The organism is Clostridium pasteurianum BC1 (assembly GCF_000389635.1).
Lineage (GTDB): Bacteria > Bacillota > Clostridia > Clostridiales > Clostridiaceae > Clostridium_I > Clostridium_I pasteurianum_A.
Genome location: NC_021182.1, coordinates 3,163,211 through 3,179,665 on the forward strand (window position 1 = coordinate 3,163,211; position 16,455 = coordinate 3,179,665).

Sequence of the window (16,455 nt, forward strand, 5' to 3'; positions counted from 1 at the left end):
TATATTATTTACCTATGTACAAACGGGACTTTTTAGTTTTCATTTTTTCAATTACAAAATTTTTATGTGATTTTTTATAAAAATATAGTAAAATTAGTAGTATAATGTTTATTACTGGTATAAATTAAACTATTTATTATAAAACTTTATGGAGGTATATTCAATGACACGAGTTAAAAGACATAAAAATAAAAAAATTAAATTATTACCTTTTTTTATTATATTTATAATCCTGTGTATATTATCACTTTTTACTATATTTAGATTATCATCAAAAACACCAAAAGGATATTCTTCAACTCTAAAGTCAAAAAACAATACAAATACTTCAAATTTAACTGCTGAAAATAATGCTACAAACTCAACAGTAAATACTACACAAAATAAAGCTAGTTCTACTAATATTGGAAATGACAATTCATCCAATGCAGTAAAGCAAAATGACAATCCAAATATTGATAATAGTAAAAACATTAGCAATACAAATAATTCCTCTGCTAACTCATCAATTAATACTTCTGATTCTAGGTCATCCAATACTATAGATACATCCTCTAGTGATTCTAAAGGAAATACTATAACTGTTGAGAAGGCTTCAAGTATATTAAAAGCTAAAATTGATAATAATTCAAATATCACTGTAAATTATGACCATCTTCAAGAAAAAGATAACAATAAATACTATGTTTTTCAAGCACTTACTAGCGTTGGCAATAGCACTTCAGCTGAAAATCATAGTAATACCCTAGGATGGTACTTTGTAAACACAAATACAGGTAAAGCATATAGCTTAGATTTATCTACAAATGACTTAACAGCTATAAAATAATTTGATAATTCCACTATTATGTGATATCATGAGTTGTTAAATTAAATAAAGAAAGAGGATAACTGATGAAAAACATTAAATTTACTGAACTTGAATTGAAGGATACAGTTTTAAAAGCCATGGATGATATGGGTTTTGAAACTCCTTCTGAAATACAAAGTGCTAGTATACCTGTTATAATGGAAGGCTTTGATATTATTGGTCAGGCACAGACAGGTACAGGGAAAACCTGTGCATTTGGAGCTCCTATCATTAGCAAAATTGATATTTCCAAAAAGTCTGTTCAAGCATTAATATTAACTCCTACAAGGGAATTGGCAATTCAAATATATGAAGAATTAAGAAGACTTTCTAAATATGATAGAGTTCGTTCATTACCAATTTATGGTGGCCAATCTATGGATAGACAAATATCTGGTATAAAAAAAGATGTGTCCATTATAGTTGGTACTCCAGGAAGAGTTTTAGACCACATAAGAAGAAAAACATTGAAACTTGGTGATTTAAATTATTTAGTACTTGATGAAGCAGATGAAATGCTAAACATGGGCTTTATTGATGACATTGAAGAAATTATAAAAAGTACCAATAGTGAAAGACAGACTTTGCTATTTTCTGCAACCATGCCAAGACAAATAAAAAAATTAGCGGAAAACTATCTAAAAGAAGATGTAAGACATATTCAGATACTAAAAAAATCATTGACAGTATCTAAAATAGAGCAATATTATTATGAAATCCATAACAATGCACGACTTGAATCTTTATGTAGAATTTTAGATATTGATGCACCTGAAAGTGCCATTATATTCTGTAGAACAAAGAAAAGTGTTGATGAATTAGTAAGTGCCATGAGTTCAAAAGGATATAATATAGAGGGAATGCATGGTGATATGAAGCAGAATCAGAGACTTTCTACTTTAAGCAAATTTAAAAATGGTCATTTAACCTTCCTTGCCGCAACAGATGTAGCCGCAAGAGGAATTGATGTAGAAAATATAACTCATGTAATTAATTATGAACTTCCTCAAGATACAGAATCTTATGTTCATAGAATTGGCAGAACAGGAAGAGCTAATAAATCTGGTACGGCCATAAGTCTGGTAACTAAAAAAGAGTTTATAAAATTAAGACAAATAGAAAAAGATATAAAGAGTAAGATCACTAAGAAAACAGTACCTACTATACAGGATATAATAAATATTAAATCCAAAAATATTGTAACTAAAGTTACAAGTATTCTTGATACTGAGGAATACAAAAAATTTGAACCAATTATAGAGGACTTAAGTAAAGAATATTCTCTAACTCAAATTGCTGCTGCTCTTTTAAAAAATACACTGGACAAAGAAATATCCACGGAATCCAATGATGATTCATTGAATGTAGAAAATTCAGTAAGATTATTTATGTCTATAGGTCGCAGAGACGGAATAAACATAAAATCACTTTTAGAATTTATAGACCACACTTCTAATGTTAATTCAAATTATATAGGAAGCATTGATATACTGGATAAATTCTCCTTTGTGGATGTAAATGAAAATAAAGTACCATTGGTACTGGAAAATACTAGCGGCAAAAAATTTAATGATAGAAGAGTTAATATTGAAGTGGCTAAAAATAAAAATTAATAATTTTTATAGCTGAGCTGTATATAAATAAAATTTTATTTAAAGTTTTATTAGTAATTCTTCTTAACTAAAAATTAACACTATCAAATTATTAAACCTAAATAGTCTTTGATAGTGTTTTTATAATATTTAATATGAATTTATCTTCCAAAATTATTAAATGTTTCTCATACTCCTGTAATTCCTTATGTTTCGTAAATTTTATAATTTATATCTGGAAATATGTTATCTAAAGCCTCTATTTTTTCTAAAAATTTTATATCAATAATGTTTTTACTAATACTATCATACAACCTGGTAAATCTATCTATGTGAGTGTTAATTCTCTTAATTACATATTCTACAGTAGTATTATTTTTTATAATAAATGGCCAATCAGAAGACTCTGCCAACATAAGTTCTCTGGCCGCTTGATTTAAAGCTCTAGTTTGTAATTCACTTGGACTTTTATAAGTATTTGCAAGCCTTATCATTATTTCTTCACACCTATGCAAATCTCTATATATCCACTGATTTGAAGAGTTTATCCACACTGAATAATCACTGTTTTCACCCCAACTTGATGGATTAGGACTACAACATTGAACCCTAGAATTATTCATTAGATATTCAGATGGAGTGATAAAATCATAGCAATAATTTTCTTTGGAACTCTCTCTTATAAAGGCATCTATAAAATCAGGTCCTTCAAACCACCAATGTCCAAAAAGCTCTGTGTCATAAGGACAAGTTATTATAGGTGGAACCTCCATATGTTCGCTCAATCCACTAATCTGATCCTGTCTACATTTGGCAAAATGAGCAGCATGCTCTCTTACCTTTTCCATAGCTCTTTCTCTATTATAGTACTGTTTTTTTTCAGTTTTTCCTGTTATTTTATGATATTTTATACCGGTATCAAGCCTTATGCCAGCTGCATTAATATATGGTTTAACATAATCCATAGGTAATTCAAAACCGATATCTCTGTAAAATTCCCTATAATTCTCATCTCCAGGATACCCAATAAAATCACTCCACACCTGATAAGAGGAGTCCATATCTCTTCCAAAAGCACATACTCCATTTGGTGTTGATATTGGCGCCGATGTTCCATACAATGGTTTTGGATCTGCATATAGTAATGCCTTACTCTCTGCAATAAAATACTTTATATTAAACTCTTTCAGCACTGAATCTAATGAATAAGTATAAGCACACTCTGGAAGCCATATACCATTGGGACTATGACCCATAGTATCAATATATGACTGAATCCCAGTGGCAAGCTGAGCCCTTACTGCTTCAGGATTTATTGCTATTAATGGAAGTAATGCATGGGTAGCAGAACAAGTTATTACCTCTAGACATCCCAACTTGTCAAACTTTTTAAATGCATTCATTAGATTGCAATCATAATCCTCATATGTTTTCATTAATTTATTAAATCTATCATTATAAAACTTAGCTAACTTATTTAGTTCCTCATTATCTTTTGTTCTTATTAATTCCTTTTCTGTAAGCTCTATAGACTTTTTCAAATACTCCGTATATCTTTCATTAAGATATTCATCTTGCAGCATAGACATAAGTGGAGGAGTTATAGACATTGTAATTTTAAAGCTTATTTTATCTTTAATTAAGCCCTCATAAACTTGAATTAATGGTATATAACACTCATTTATTGCCTCAAATAGCCATCTTTCTTCCAGTGGATCTTTAATTTCTGGATGCCTTATGTAAGGCATATGGCTATGGAGAACTATGGATACATATCCCTTTTGCACATTTATTCCTCCTTAAAAAAATTCCCCTTAATTGTAAAACTAGAAAAACTAGAATATTCATCTAAACACTTTTCTATATATTCTTTCAGAAAATCATTCTGGGACAAATCGGAATATATTATCATATCTGGGTAATTACTAATTTTTTTTTTCATCCATAAATGAATAAGGTTGTTCTTTTTTATCATCAAACATATTGCCGGCTTCATCATTCAATGATTTATTATTTTCATCTCCAGAATCTTTAGAAATATCAATATAATATACGTTAGAATTATTTGATTGATAATTTCTCGGAGTAGTCACAACGTTAGATACAAGAATTGGAATAAATTCACCATTAGATAGTATCCTCCCCAGTTCTGCAAATACATCAATACCGCTTCTATCTAAATTTATAAACCAATTATTTGCTAAGGGGTCTAGATATATTGTCTTTATCTCTCTTGAAGTATTATTAGTTGTATCATACACTTTTAAAGCAGGCTTAGAATTTTTCCAAAAATCTTCTCCATATCTGTCTTGAAAAATCTTTATTATCACTGGAGAAATATTGAAATAACAAAATATAGTATTGGAATTTTGAACCAGTAAAATTAATGCAAATTTATCATCATTTAACATATCCTCACCTCTATTATTCATCTTAGATGATATAGTATATTATACCTTAATATTAAATTAATGTCATCAAAGAATTTTTCTGAAAATATATTATGCTAAACATTAATTTTATTTTTAAATTTTTCTCCATAGTAACAACAGCCTATAGCGCCATTATACTGAGCATCTTCTATAGTTATTATTTTTTCATAATTATTTTTTAAATAAATTTTAAGGGCTTTATTTTTAGCAACTCCTCCTGATATTACAAGGACTTTTCCCATAAATTTTGTTAAAAGAGGCCTAAGCTTTTTATATAAGGAATAATTTACTCCTGCACACAGCCTATCTAAAGAAATACCTTGAGCAATCTTTCCTATTAATTCAGATTCTGAAAAAACTGCGCAGGTGGAATTTAGTTCTACAGGATTTTCATAATATCTAAACATATAATCTATAGAAACTTCTAAAACATTTGCCATATTTTCTAAATATCGTCCACAGGATGAAGCACATTTTTCGTTAAGTTCCAAATCTGTTATAATACCATCTTCAACTCTTATAAGTTTTACATCCTGTCCCCCCACATCTAATAGTATAAAGTTTTTAAATCCAGTATTATATATTGCCCCATAAGCATGTGCTTTAATTTCACTTATAGGTTTAAAGAATCTAATGTCTGTATTATTCCTTCCATATCCTGTAGATACAGCGGTGTCTACATATCCAATATTAAGTTTATCTAAATCCACCATTAACTTGCCATCATAACTGCAATAGTTTTTATAAAAGGACATGGTACTTATCATGAACTTTTCTATTATCTTATTCTCTTCCATTATTACAAGTTTAACCTGCCTGCTTCCAAGATCTATTCCCAATTTTTTCATTACTCTATCTCCTTCAAATCTATTACCATATCTAAAAACGCTTCTATTCTAAGCTTTGTTCTTTCATCTAAAGCATTTAATTTATCTCCTTCAATATTTAATATTGGTACACTAATAGAATTCTTTATAACTATGTGTTCTATTTGTCTATAGCAAAATGCCTGAGTATAATGTATAAGTGCATCTATTTTTCTTTCATGTATTTGTCTGTCTATCTCTTCCAATCTAAATTTCACGTCATAGGGATAAGTATAATCATAATACTGCTCATATATACTATTGCAATTTATAGCCCGTGGAAAAGCAAACTCCCTTTGAATTTCATTGTATACAAATCTTGCATCAAATTTTTCTACGTACTCATATAAATCTAAAGTCATAGGTGGTGTACCTATATAACCAAGCCTAAGTTTTTTTTCTACTGGATTTCTCTTTTTAATTTCCTCTATTTTATTAATTAGATCATTTTCAAACTCTTTATAGTTACCATTAAAGTCTGAAGCACTTACTTGATAAATATGATTTTCCACTGCTGTTGCTTTATTTTCAATATAAGTTAACTCATCTAACTCTTTTATAAGCTTTCTGATTTTCACTAGTCTTATCCTTATTCTCTCAACCTGTTCAAAAGACACTTTAAAAATATTCATAAATTTATCTAAAGAAATTTTTACATCTTCCAGCCTATGGCTCTGTGGATAAGCAAAAGGATAAACTCTAACTCCTTTCATTCTGAGCACTTCCTCTAAGGCTTTAGTATTTGAACAATCTCCTTCTGTAACTCCTATTATTTCCTTAAATCCAGCTTTAACTGCCACCCCATAAACACCTTTTTTAAAAGCGCAAGAACTTCTTGGAAATCCATCTTTTTCAGCATCATCTATATATTTACAATAATTTTCATCTGTAATAAAAATATTATTCAAATCTTTTACTTCATAGCCTGCTGCAATCAGCACCTCAATGGGAACTGTAGTAGTTATTCCTATATTTTTCATATTTCACCTCAAAAAAATAGAGCATACTCTCAGCTCTATAAAATTCAACTATTAGAATGCAAATAAAAAGAGACATTATCTGCCTCTATAATCACAATAAAAAAACACCGTAAACCTACGGCTTTTCCATAGTTTTGTTTATAGACAGGATGGCTTTCGAACTGTCTTAGTATATTTTTATTTACTATTATATGCTATAATGCCTTTAAAATCAAGGACTTCATAAGATATGTTTATTTTCTACTTTTCCTTTTTATCAAATGCAAACAATGGTATTAGAAATTATCCTTATGTTAGCGTAGAGTACCTTTAATTTGTAAGAATAAAATTTTTATATTTAAAAACTTTATATTTGGCAATACTATAAATTATATATTTATAGTATTATTATGAATTAATACGTAAACTAGCATTTATAGAATTTTTTTACTTTACACTTGTAATATTATAAATATACTACTAGAATTACTTTATAGCATTATTTATAGGATGGAGGATGATTATGAGAATTCCAAATCACATTGGTATTATTCCAGATGGTAATAGAAGATGGGCAGTAAAAAATGGGTTTACAAAAGAAATGGGCTACGATAAGGGCTTACTTCCTGGTGTTAAACTGTTTAAATGCTGCGAAGAAGTTGGAGTTAAAGAACTCACTTTTTATGGTTTTACTGTAGATAATACCAAAAGACCAGCAGCTCAAAAGGATGCTTTTATAGCCGCCTGTGTGAAAGCAGTTGAAATGCTTTCAAGGGAAAATGCCTCTCTATTAGTAGTTGGAAATTATGATTCCCCTATATTTCCAAAGGAATTACTTCCTTTTACTAAAAGAAAAGACTTCGGAAAAGGTGGTATAAAAATAAATTTTTTAGTAAACTATGGTTGGGAATGGGATCTTATGAATCTTAAGAATACACAGGTTAACTCTCGAAACAGCATTTACAATACCATAGGCTCTCATGACATAAGCAGAGTTGATTTACTTATTAGATGGGGTGGCCGAAGAAGACTCAGTGGCTTTTTGCCTGTCCAAAGTGTTTATTCTGACTTTTATGTTATTGATGATATGTGGCCTGATTTTACAAAAAACCAATTTGATAATGCATTAGAATGGTATAGTAAACAAGATGTTACTCTTGGTGGCTAATTATGAATTCATTATAAAATAATGCCTACAACTATTGCTGCTTATAAATATATTTTTGCTTTAGGCATTATTTTATACACCATAACTAATTTTTCACAGCAATTATCATATTTTTATACAGTATCAGTTTCCCACCTTTAGATTATTTTTTACTGCCTTTACTATATTAACTATATCCATATAGGCTTTAATACTACCATAAGTTACAATAGGTCTTCCAAACCTCACCCATTTTAATTGTCGGGATGTAAAACCACCTATCTTCATAGGTAAATTTACCGTTGGATGGGTATCTACAATATACAATCCTTCACCATCACCATGTAAAGCTGAATACATGTCTTCCACCGCTGGTATAACTAAATCCGGTCTATATTTTCTTCCTAGTGTATAAACTTTAGCTCCAAATTCGTCCTGGCCAATATATAATAAATGTCCTAAATCAGCTTTTTCTACCTTATCAAAGGTAGGTAAATCAAGTAATTCTTTCTTACTAGGCAATCTGTCCATGGGCAGTCTATTAATATGTAGATTTGCTGCAATAGCTGTGGAATGTGCTCCACCTACATCATGATATATAATTATCATTTATTTTCACCTGACTTTATCAACTTATTTGATATATATTTAATCTATTCAGTATTCTTTTACATAGATCAAATATATATGCATAGTAATAAAAAAACACCATTAAATTGTTTATTAATTTAACAGTGTTTTTATTGAAGAGTTTCATTATTAATATTGTAAATTTATCTATTGTCTTTTAGACTCTTCTCCTAATCTAACTCCTAATATTTCAATTATAAACATAAAGAGTGGTATTCCAAGAAGCAAACCCCATATTCCCATAAAATGTTCAGATACAATGAGTATTACAAAAGTAAAGAATATAGGTAATTTAGTTTTTTCTGACATAAGTTTAGGATTTAATATATAGCTTTCTACTAAATGTATTATTGCCACCATTATTAAAACATAGACTACCTTTATAACCCCTCCTATTTTAAAAGCAATTAAACATAAAGGAACAAGAGATATTATAACGCCCGCTACAGGTATTAAACTTAATAGAAAAATCATGAATCCCAATGCTAGTAATTTAGGAAAACCCATTATAGTAAGTAAAATTACCGATATAATAGTATTTACCATGGCTATTATTACTTGAGCTGTTATAACCTTACCAAAAGAATTTAAGAAGTTGTTTCCAAAGTATGCACAATATTTGTATACACCGGAAATTTTACTGTTTTCAAATTTCTTTAAAAAATTAATTACCTCTTCTTTTTGTAATATAAAAAACAGACTGAGCATCAGTGCTATAAATGAATATCCACCCCATTTTCCAACATTAGCAGCAGTACGAACTGCAATATCAATTCCGGATTGTGTATAGTTCCTTATATCAAGTTTAGCCATCATTGGAAATAAAAACTTGCCTAAACCACTCGGTATGTTGTATTTAACAGTTTCCATATAGGATTCCTCTGCCTGCCTTATGATACTTATACTTTGAATTATTATTATGGGAATGTATTTATATAAAATTATTATTATCAGAGCAAAGATAATTACATATAATACTATTGTAACTATTCCCTTTTTCACAGGAACATATTTTTTCAATTTATTTATCACAAAATTCTCTAAACTATTAATTAAATAAGCAAACAGAAATGTCAATAAGACTAAATTAAGTATACTTTTTATCATATATAAGAATATACCTATACATATTAAAAACAATAAGCTCTTCACCAAATCTTTTTTAAATATTTGTTTTAAAAAATCCAATTCCCTTCACCTCATGTAATAAATTATACCACGTTTAATTGTTTTTATATAGATATAACACATATAAATTTTATTTGCAATAGTACTAGTCTACCAAAAAGCATCTTACTTTACTTTTGAATATATTATCATAGAATAGGTATGTTATTAAGTATATAATTGTCATATCCATTTAACAAAGCTGTCATAAAATTGTCACAGTATACATCTATTATATAAATATAGAAATTAAATATGGTAAGGAGGTTTTTACAAATGAATGAACATGAAAATAATTCAAATAATGAAAACAATGCTAGTAATATAGACTCAACAAGTGAATTGCCAATTTCAAACTACTCAGCTTATAACGTATCAAAGGATACAGGTTATGATAACACTGATAAAGGGAGTTCACATAATAGTTTTACTGATAGTGATTATGAAGTCACATCAACAAATAAAAAAAATAACAAGGGCAAAGGTAAAAAAATAGCCTCATATGTAGCCGTAGGTCTTATTTGTACTATACTTGGCGGTGCCGCTTCTGGCGTTGCTTCGCTATATGTTCTTCCTAAAACAAGTTTTTTTAAATCCAGCCCTTTGTATGAAAATTTATCACAACAGGCTTCCTCCAATAATAGCAACTATAAAGCTTCTCCAGTTGTTGCAACCAGCGGGGGACTTACTATAGCTGAAATCGCTAAAAAGGTTAGTCCAGCGGTAGTGGGAGTTTCAACTAAAAGCACTGTTAGCAGTGGCAATAATTTTTTCGGTGGATCTCAGGCTCAGGAACAAGACGGTATGGGTTCTGGTATAATCTTTAATAGCAATGGCTATATATTAACAAATTATCATGTAATAAGCGGTGCACAGCAGATAACGGTAATTCTCAGTAACAAAAAAGAAGTGCCTGCTAAAGTTGTAAATTATGATTCCTCTATGGATTTAGCAGTTATAAAATTAACAGGAAATGTAACACTTCCTGGAGTTGCTGAATTAGGTAATTCAAGTTCTCTTCAAGTCGGAGATCAAGTTGTAGCCATTGGTAACCCTTTAGGAAAAGAATTTCTAGGTTCCGTTACTTCTGGAATAGTCAGTGCTTTAAACAGGCAGGTTCAGGTTGACAGCTCTACGACAGAAACCTTTATTCAAACAGATGCAGCCATAAATCCTGGTAACAGCGGTGGACCACTAGTTAATTCTCTAGGCCAGGTAATCGGAATAAACAGTGCAAAAATAGGCACTTCAGGAGTTGAAGGTATAGGCTTTGCTATACCAATAGATTTAGTTAAGCCAAAAATCAGTTCACTTTTAAAGCCTATATTAATGCTTGGCATTACCTGCAGCGATATATCCAGTGCTGATGCACAACAAAATAATGTACCTCAAGGAGTTGCGGTAATACAGGTAAATCCATCCAGTGCAGCCGAAAAAGCAGGTTTACAGGCAAATGACATAATTACAAAATTCGATGGTAAAAACATAACAACCACCGATGAACTAAACAGTATAAAAGCATCTCACAAAGCTGGAGATAAAATAAATATTCAAGTTTACAGAAACGGAAGTACTAAATCTCTTACTTTAACATTAACAGAATAACTAATTAAAAAATTAAAGGTGTTAACCTAAAAATTTAGGTTAACACCTTTAATTTTTCTATTCTAGCATCTTCAGAAAGCTCCAGTGAAAAATAAAAAGCTACTCCACCATTAAAGTTTTCCACTCCAAAATCACTTTTATGAAGCATAAGTATATTCTTTGTTATTGCAAGACCAAGACCAGTTCCACCAAGGCTTCTATTCCTTGACTTATCTATTTTATAAAATTTATCCCAAATTTTAGATAAATCTTCTTTTTCAATATTATCCCCCAAATTTTTTACATATATATAAACCTTATCACTACTTTCCCTCATATCTATACTTATTTTACCATTATTTTCCGTATGCCGTATAGAATTAGTGATAAAATTTGTAAGTACCTGTTCTATTCTCATAGAATCACCACAGGTTAAAACATTATTATTTAAGTTTAAATGTACATCGATTTCCCTCTCATTAAACAATGTATAATATTTTCTTACAGTAGAATTGATAAGCTTATCAATGTAGAAATCTTCACAATTCAATTTAAAATTACCACTCTCAAGCTGTGATAAATCTAACATATCTGTAACAAGAGATCCCATTTTTTTTGCCTCATCTATAATAACATCTATATAATAATCTTTATCCTCACCTTGAAACACATTATCTTTAATTCCCTCTGCATATCCCTCTATAAGACTTATAGGTGTTTTTAATTCATGGGATACTCCTCCCACAAATTCCTTACGCATTTTTTCAAGCTTTCTTTCCTGTTCAATATCATTCTTTAATTTTTCATTGGCTTTTCTCAGTGAGTTCATTGCACTATTTAAATTTTCAGATAGAAAATTTAGAGTATTACCAAGATTTCCAATTTCATCATCACTCTTAACAATACACTTTTCTGAGAAATTTAAATTCACCATTTTAGATGCAGTCCGGTTAAGACTTATTAATGGTTTAGAAATCATATTTGAATATATAAGTGATAATATTATAATTAGTACTAATGCAGCTATATATATATATACATAAAACTCCTTAATAACAGATGAGGCTTCATTGACAGGTTGCAGTGAAGAAACAACAAATATTACCTCACCCTTTTCATTATTAGGAAGTACGCAAACTATATTTCTTACATTATAAACATTATTGTCAAATATATAAGTGCTGCCCTTGCCACTTCTCCTTATATTCATAGCCGCTCCAGGATTTGCATTCCAATTATCAATTACCTGTCTTATAACCCTTACACTGGCAGATTCCACTTCTCTGCTTTCAGAGCCAGCTACGAAATTTAAATATCCATATTTATCCAATACAGCCACTTTGCTATTATTAGAGTCCTCAAAATTTCTAGCTAATTGTAAAATGTTTGTACTTCCCTCTGTTTTATTATAAGCTTCCCTAAACTTTTCTACATTTTGTTCCAGAGTATCCATTTTTCTGTTTATATAAAATTTTTCAAAAAATAAGGATTGAAAAATAAGTATACTACTTATAAAAAGCGCGAAAAAGGCAAGTGTTATAAAAAACAATTTAACAGCTATTCCCTGTTTTAAATTCATCTTTTCACCTCTAATTTATAACCACTTCCCCTAACTGTAGCTATTAGATAGGCTTTATCCATAAGTTTTTCCCGTAATCTTTTTATATGTGTATCTACAGTTCTAAGATCACCATAATAATCTATACCCCATACTATATCTAAAATTTTGTTCCTGCTTAATACTATCCCTTTATTTTTAATAAAATATAACAAAAGATCATATTCCTTTGGAGAAAGATATATTTCCTTATCGTCAATTGTAACCTCATGACTGAGCTCATTAATAGTAACACCATCAAGGTTCATATTGCTAATATTGGAATTATCCTCCGGATAATATCGCTTCAGAAGTGCTTTTGCCTTTGCCACTAGAATCTTAGGACTAAAGGGTTTTGTTACATAATCATCTGCGCCTAATTCGTAGCCTAAGAGCTTATCCTCTTCTTCTGACTTAGCAGTTAATATTATTATTGGAACATTAGAGTTCTTTCTTATATATTTGCATACATTAAACCCATCCATTAAAGGCATCATAATATCAAGTATTATAAGAGTTACTTTATTAGAATCAAAAACTCTTACTGCCTCTACTCCATCTTTTGCTTCCAAAGTTTTATATCCTTCTTTTTTTAAATAAGCATCAATAAGTTTTCTCATTCTCTCTTCATCTTCCACAATTAAAATGTTTTCTTTCATAAATTATTTCTCCTAAATAATATTTTCAACTTAGATATGATCAAATAAATATAGTCACATTAATGCTTAAGAGTACTACTTTCCAAAGCTATGTTTACTATTATTATAACATACATAAAAAATCTTATTTATTACATTTTGAAATAAAAACATCTCTTTTATTTTATACCAATGAAAATATATATATTTATTTTTTAAAAAACTTTAATAGTAAATCTTACTAAATTATCAAAATTTAATGCAGTATTTTTATTATATTCCTAGAGATAATAAAAAACATAAACTTATATTTTTTATTAATTAATTTCAAACTTTGGCCATAAATTAATTATATTAATAGTAATAATTAAATATCTTTATAAGAATTTTATACATAAATGTCACTTTATATTATATTCACCTATGCAATATAAGTTAGACAGCATTAAACCAATGCTGAACACTATTATAAAAGGAAGATGAAACCATGTACAATATAAAAAAATACAAAATCAATTTATTATTTTTTTTAGCAGCATTAATTTTAGTACAATATATTTATATAGATAATGCTCAGGCAAAATTAAATAATTCTCTCAAAGAAACTGTAGCTGAAAAAAAGGTTGTATATCTTACTTTTGATGATGGACCCACTATAATAACCAATCATTTATTAGATACTCTAAAGCAATGCAATGCAAAAGCCACTTTTTTTGTTGTCGGTAAAGAAATATGTGGAAGAGAAGATTTATTAAAAAGAATATGTAATGAAGGCCACAGTATAGGATTACACACTTTTTCTCATAATTTTAAAGAAATATATAAAAGCGACGATACATTTCTGCAAGAAATGCTGGATACTCAAAAAAAAGTAAAAGAAATCACTGGATCAAGTACAAATTCCATAAGATTTCCAGGAGGTAGTGCTAAACATCTCACCAGTGAAATGCTTGAAAAACTTCACAAAAATAATTTAAAAGTTTATGATTGGAATGCCAGTATAGAAGATGGAGTAAACCCTCATTTATCTGTAGATCAACTGTTAAATAATGCCAAAAAAAATAGCACTGAGGATGATAGAATAATACTTCTTATGCATTGCAATTCAAACAACATTAATACTATAAAAGCACTGCCTCAAATTATAGATTATTATAGAAGTAATGGATATGAAATAAAACCAATTACTAATAGAACTCCAGAATATCATTATAATTTTAGAAAATAGATATAAACAGATTTCTTTGCAGCAGGTGGAGTTTTTGTTTATGACCTATGATGCTTAATTAACAGATTTCTAAGTATCGGTATTTATGATACTTAGAAATCGTTGTCCTTTAGGGTAAATCGCCAGGAACGTAGCCACTCTTTACTTCCACTTTAAATCACTTTCACAGAGTGCGATTGGAATATTAGAGTGGATAGTCATGGGACAAATATATTATAAAGGTCATTATATTCTCTTACTCAATACTTCGCTGCACTAATAGAAAATTTAACACAAACTAGTACTTAGGCCCATTTAAATAAAATTTAGCTACTAAAATTAAAATAGCCACTGATAAATCAGCAGCTATACGTAAACAAATTAAACTATCTTCTGAAACCTCTGTTGTTGTTGCTTTGAGCCTTTCTTGCTTTTCTGCATTCAGGGCATCTAACAGGATCGTTTTCAAAACCTTTTTCTTTGTAGAATTCTTGTTCACCTTCAGTAAAAACAAATTCTTTGCTACAATCTTTACATACAATAGTTCTATCAGCCATTTAAACATACCTCCTTTTTCCGAATTAGGGATCTAACAACTCATAAATTACACTTCCGATAAAAAAGGAGAATGTCCCGTTCATGATATTAAATCTCTTGAATACATGAATATTATATCATTTGTAATACTAAAAGGCAAGAAATATAAATCAAAGAATTTTTTCTATAATCCCTCCACCTAAAAGTAAATCCTCATCATAAAAAACTACAGATTGCCCTTTAGTTATAGCCCTAACACCTTTTTCGAAAACTACTTTCACCTTATCATTCTCATAAGGATATATAATGGCTTCTGTAGCTTTAGATGCATACCTTATTTTAGCCTTAACTTTCATTGAGGCATTAAGTTTATCAAAGGGAATAAAATTAACTTCATCTGCAATGAGTTCTGTTTTAAATATATCTTCTTCACTACCAAGTACTACTTCATTTTTAGACACATTTATATCTTTTACAAACACAGGTTTTCCTAAAGCAATTCCAAGACCTTTTCTCTGACCTATAGTATAATATACTATTCCCTTATGTTTACCTAAAATATTACCAATACTATCTACAAAGTTCCCCTCTTTAACCTCTTGAGGTTTTTGTCTTTTAATATATGCACCATGATCGTTATCTGGAATAAAACATATTTCTTCACTATCCTTTTTATTATGGACGCTTAGACCTATTTCTTTTGCTATATCTCTTATTTTATCCTTACTATAATCCCCACAAGGCATTAGTGTATGTTCAAGCTGATATTGTGTCATATTATATAATACATAAGTTTGGTCTTTTTTATCATCTTTTGATCTCTTTACTAAAAACCTTCCTTTTTCCTTATAAATCTTAGCATAATGTCCTGTTGCTATATAATCTGCATTTAAAGATTTTGCTTTTTCTAAAAAGGCATCAAATTTTATAAATTTATTACATGCTATACATGGATTTGGAGTTCTTCCTACTAAATATTCATCAATAAAGGGCTCAATGACTTTTTCGTTGAATAGTTCTCTAAAATTCATTACATAAAACGGTATTTCAAGTTTATGAGCAACTCTTCTAGCATCTTCCACAGAGGAAAGAGAACAACATCCACCTTCTCTTTCCTCATATTCCTTATCCTCAGGCCATACCTGCATTGTCACTCCAATTACTTCATATCCCTGCTCTTTTAAAAGATATGCAGTTACTGAGCTATCTACTCCTCCGCTCATACCAACCACAACTCTATTGTTCATAA

The 16,455-nt window shown here is 29.4% G+C and carries 15 protein-coding genes; 5 read left to right on the forward strand and 10 right to left on the reverse strand.

Annotated elements, in window-relative coordinates:
- Positions 1–163 precede the first annotated feature (163 nt).
- Both CLOPA_RS14955 and CLOPA_RS14960 read left to right on the forward strand, forming a co-directional pair.
- Positions 164–829 carry a hypothetical protein gene (locus tag CLOPA_RS14955; protein ID WP_015616274.1) on the forward strand — a complete coding sequence of 222 codons (666 nt, stop codon included), beginning with the start codon at positions 164–166 and terminating at the stop codon, positions 827–829.
- A 65-nt stretch (positions 830–894) separates the two neighbouring features.
- Positions 895–2,463 carry a DEAD/DEAH box helicase gene (locus CLOPA_RS14960; RefSeq protein ID WP_015616275.1) on the forward strand — a complete coding sequence of 523 codons (1,569 nt, stop codon included), beginning with the start codon at positions 895–897 and terminating at the stop codon, positions 2,461–2,463.
- Between the two features lie 185 nt (positions 2,464–2,648).
- On the opposite strand, the gene CLOPA_RS14965 is transcribed toward CLOPA_RS14960, so the two are convergent.
- The 4 genes from CLOPA_RS14965 to CLOPA_RS14980 form a co-directional block, all read right to left on the reverse strand.
- Positions 2,649–4,229: a glycoside hydrolase family 57 protein gene (locus CLOPA_RS14965; RefSeq protein ID WP_015616276.1), complete on the reverse strand. Its 1,581-nt coding sequence runs from the start codon at positions 4,227–4,229 to the stop codon at positions 2,649–2,651.
- A gap of 138 nt (positions 4,230–4,367) precedes the next feature.
- Positions 4,368–4,853: a DUF4912 domain-containing protein gene (locus tag CLOPA_RS14970; RefSeq protein ID WP_015616277.1), complete on the reverse strand. Its 486-nt coding sequence runs from the start codon at positions 4,851–4,853 to the stop codon at positions 4,368–4,370.
- A 95-nt stretch (positions 4,854–4,948) separates the two neighbouring features.
- Positions 4,949–5,722 carry an acyl-CoA dehydratase activase gene (locus CLOPA_RS14975; RefSeq protein WP_015616278.1) on the reverse strand — a complete coding sequence of 258 codons (774 nt, stop codon included), beginning with the start codon at positions 5,720–5,722 and terminating at the stop codon, positions 4,949–4,951.
- Positions 5,722–6,720 (reverse strand): 2-hydroxyacyl-CoA dehydratase family protein, encoded by a 999-nt coding sequence (locus CLOPA_RS14980; protein ID WP_015616279.1) that lies wholly within the window; start codon positions 6,718–6,720, stop codon positions 5,722–5,724. Before CLOPA_RS14980 ends, CLOPA_RS14975 begins: the two co-directional genes overlap by 1 nt.
- Before the next feature lie 502 nt (positions 6,721–7,222).
- Here CLOPA_RS14980 and CLOPA_RS14985 point away from each other — a divergent pair.
- Positions 7,223–7,867: an undecaprenyl diphosphate synthase family protein gene (locus CLOPA_RS14985; protein ID WP_015616280.1), complete on the forward strand. Its 645-nt coding sequence runs from the start codon at positions 7,223–7,225 to the stop codon at positions 7,865–7,867.
- 123 nt (positions 7,868–7,990) lie between these two features.
- Here the strand turns inward: CLOPA_RS14985 and CLOPA_RS14990 are convergent, their stop codons facing one another.
- Together CLOPA_RS14990 and CLOPA_RS14995 are read right to left on the reverse strand one after the other, a co-directional pair.
- Positions 7,991–8,455, reverse strand: coding sequence for a DUF3189 family protein (locus tag CLOPA_RS14990; protein ID WP_015616281.1), 465 nt, complete (start codon positions 8,453–8,455; stop codon positions 7,991–7,993).
- Positions 8,456–8,623: 168 nt separating this feature from the next.
- Positions 8,624–9,664, reverse strand: coding sequence for an AI-2E family transporter (locus tag CLOPA_RS14995; protein ID WP_015616282.1), 1,041 nt, complete (start codon positions 9,662–9,664; stop codon positions 8,624–8,626).
- A 255-nt stretch (positions 9,665–9,919) separates the two neighbouring features.
- On the opposite strand from CLOPA_RS14995, the gene CLOPA_RS15000 reads away from it, so the two are divergent.
- Positions 9,920–11,248, forward strand: a complete 1,329-nt coding sequence (locus CLOPA_RS15000; protein WP_015616283.1) for a S1C family serine protease — start codon at positions 9,920–9,922, stop codon at positions 11,246–11,248.
- Between the two features lie 34 nt (positions 11,249–11,282).
- On the opposite strand, the gene CLOPA_RS15005 is transcribed toward CLOPA_RS15000, so the two are convergent.
- Together CLOPA_RS15005 and CLOPA_RS15010 are read right to left on the reverse strand one after the other, a co-directional pair.
- Positions 11,283–12,806 carry an ATP-binding protein gene (locus tag CLOPA_RS15005; protein WP_015616284.1) on the reverse strand — a complete coding sequence of 508 codons (1,524 nt, stop codon included), beginning with the start codon at positions 12,804–12,806 and terminating at the stop codon, positions 11,283–11,285.
- Positions 12,803–13,483: a response regulator transcription factor gene (locus CLOPA_RS15010; protein WP_015616285.1), complete on the reverse strand. Its 681-nt coding sequence runs from the start codon at positions 13,481–13,483 to the stop codon at positions 12,803–12,805. The genes CLOPA_RS15005 and CLOPA_RS15010 overlap by 4 nt, the downstream gene beginning before the upstream one ends.
- Before the next feature lie 466 nt (positions 13,484–13,949).
- Here CLOPA_RS15010 and CLOPA_RS15015 point away from each other — a divergent pair, with 466 nt between their 5' ends.
- Positions 13,950–14,690 carry a polysaccharide deacetylase family protein gene (locus CLOPA_RS15015; RefSeq protein WP_015616286.1) on the forward strand — a complete coding sequence of 247 codons (741 nt, stop codon included), beginning with the start codon at positions 13,950–13,952 and terminating at the stop codon, positions 14,688–14,690.
- Positions 14,691–15,055: 365 nt separating this feature from the next.
- On the opposite strand, the gene CLOPA_RS15020 is transcribed toward CLOPA_RS15015, so the two are convergent.
- Both CLOPA_RS15020 and mnmA read right to left on the reverse strand, forming a co-directional pair.
- Positions 15,056–15,226, reverse strand: a complete 171-nt coding sequence (locus CLOPA_RS15020; RefSeq protein WP_015616287.1) for a zinc-ribbon domain-containing protein — start codon at positions 15,224–15,226, stop codon at positions 15,056–15,058.
- Positions 15,227–15,376: 150 nt separating this feature from the next.
- The gene (mnmA, locus tag CLOPA_RS15025; RefSeq protein ID WP_015616288.1) at positions 15,377–16,453 is read right to left on the reverse strand and encodes a tRNA 2-thiouridine(34) synthase MnmA; all 1,077 of its coding nucleotides are present in this window, start codon (positions 16,451–16,453) and stop codon (positions 15,377–15,379) included.
- Between the last annotated feature and the right edge of the window lie 2 nt (positions 16,454–16,455).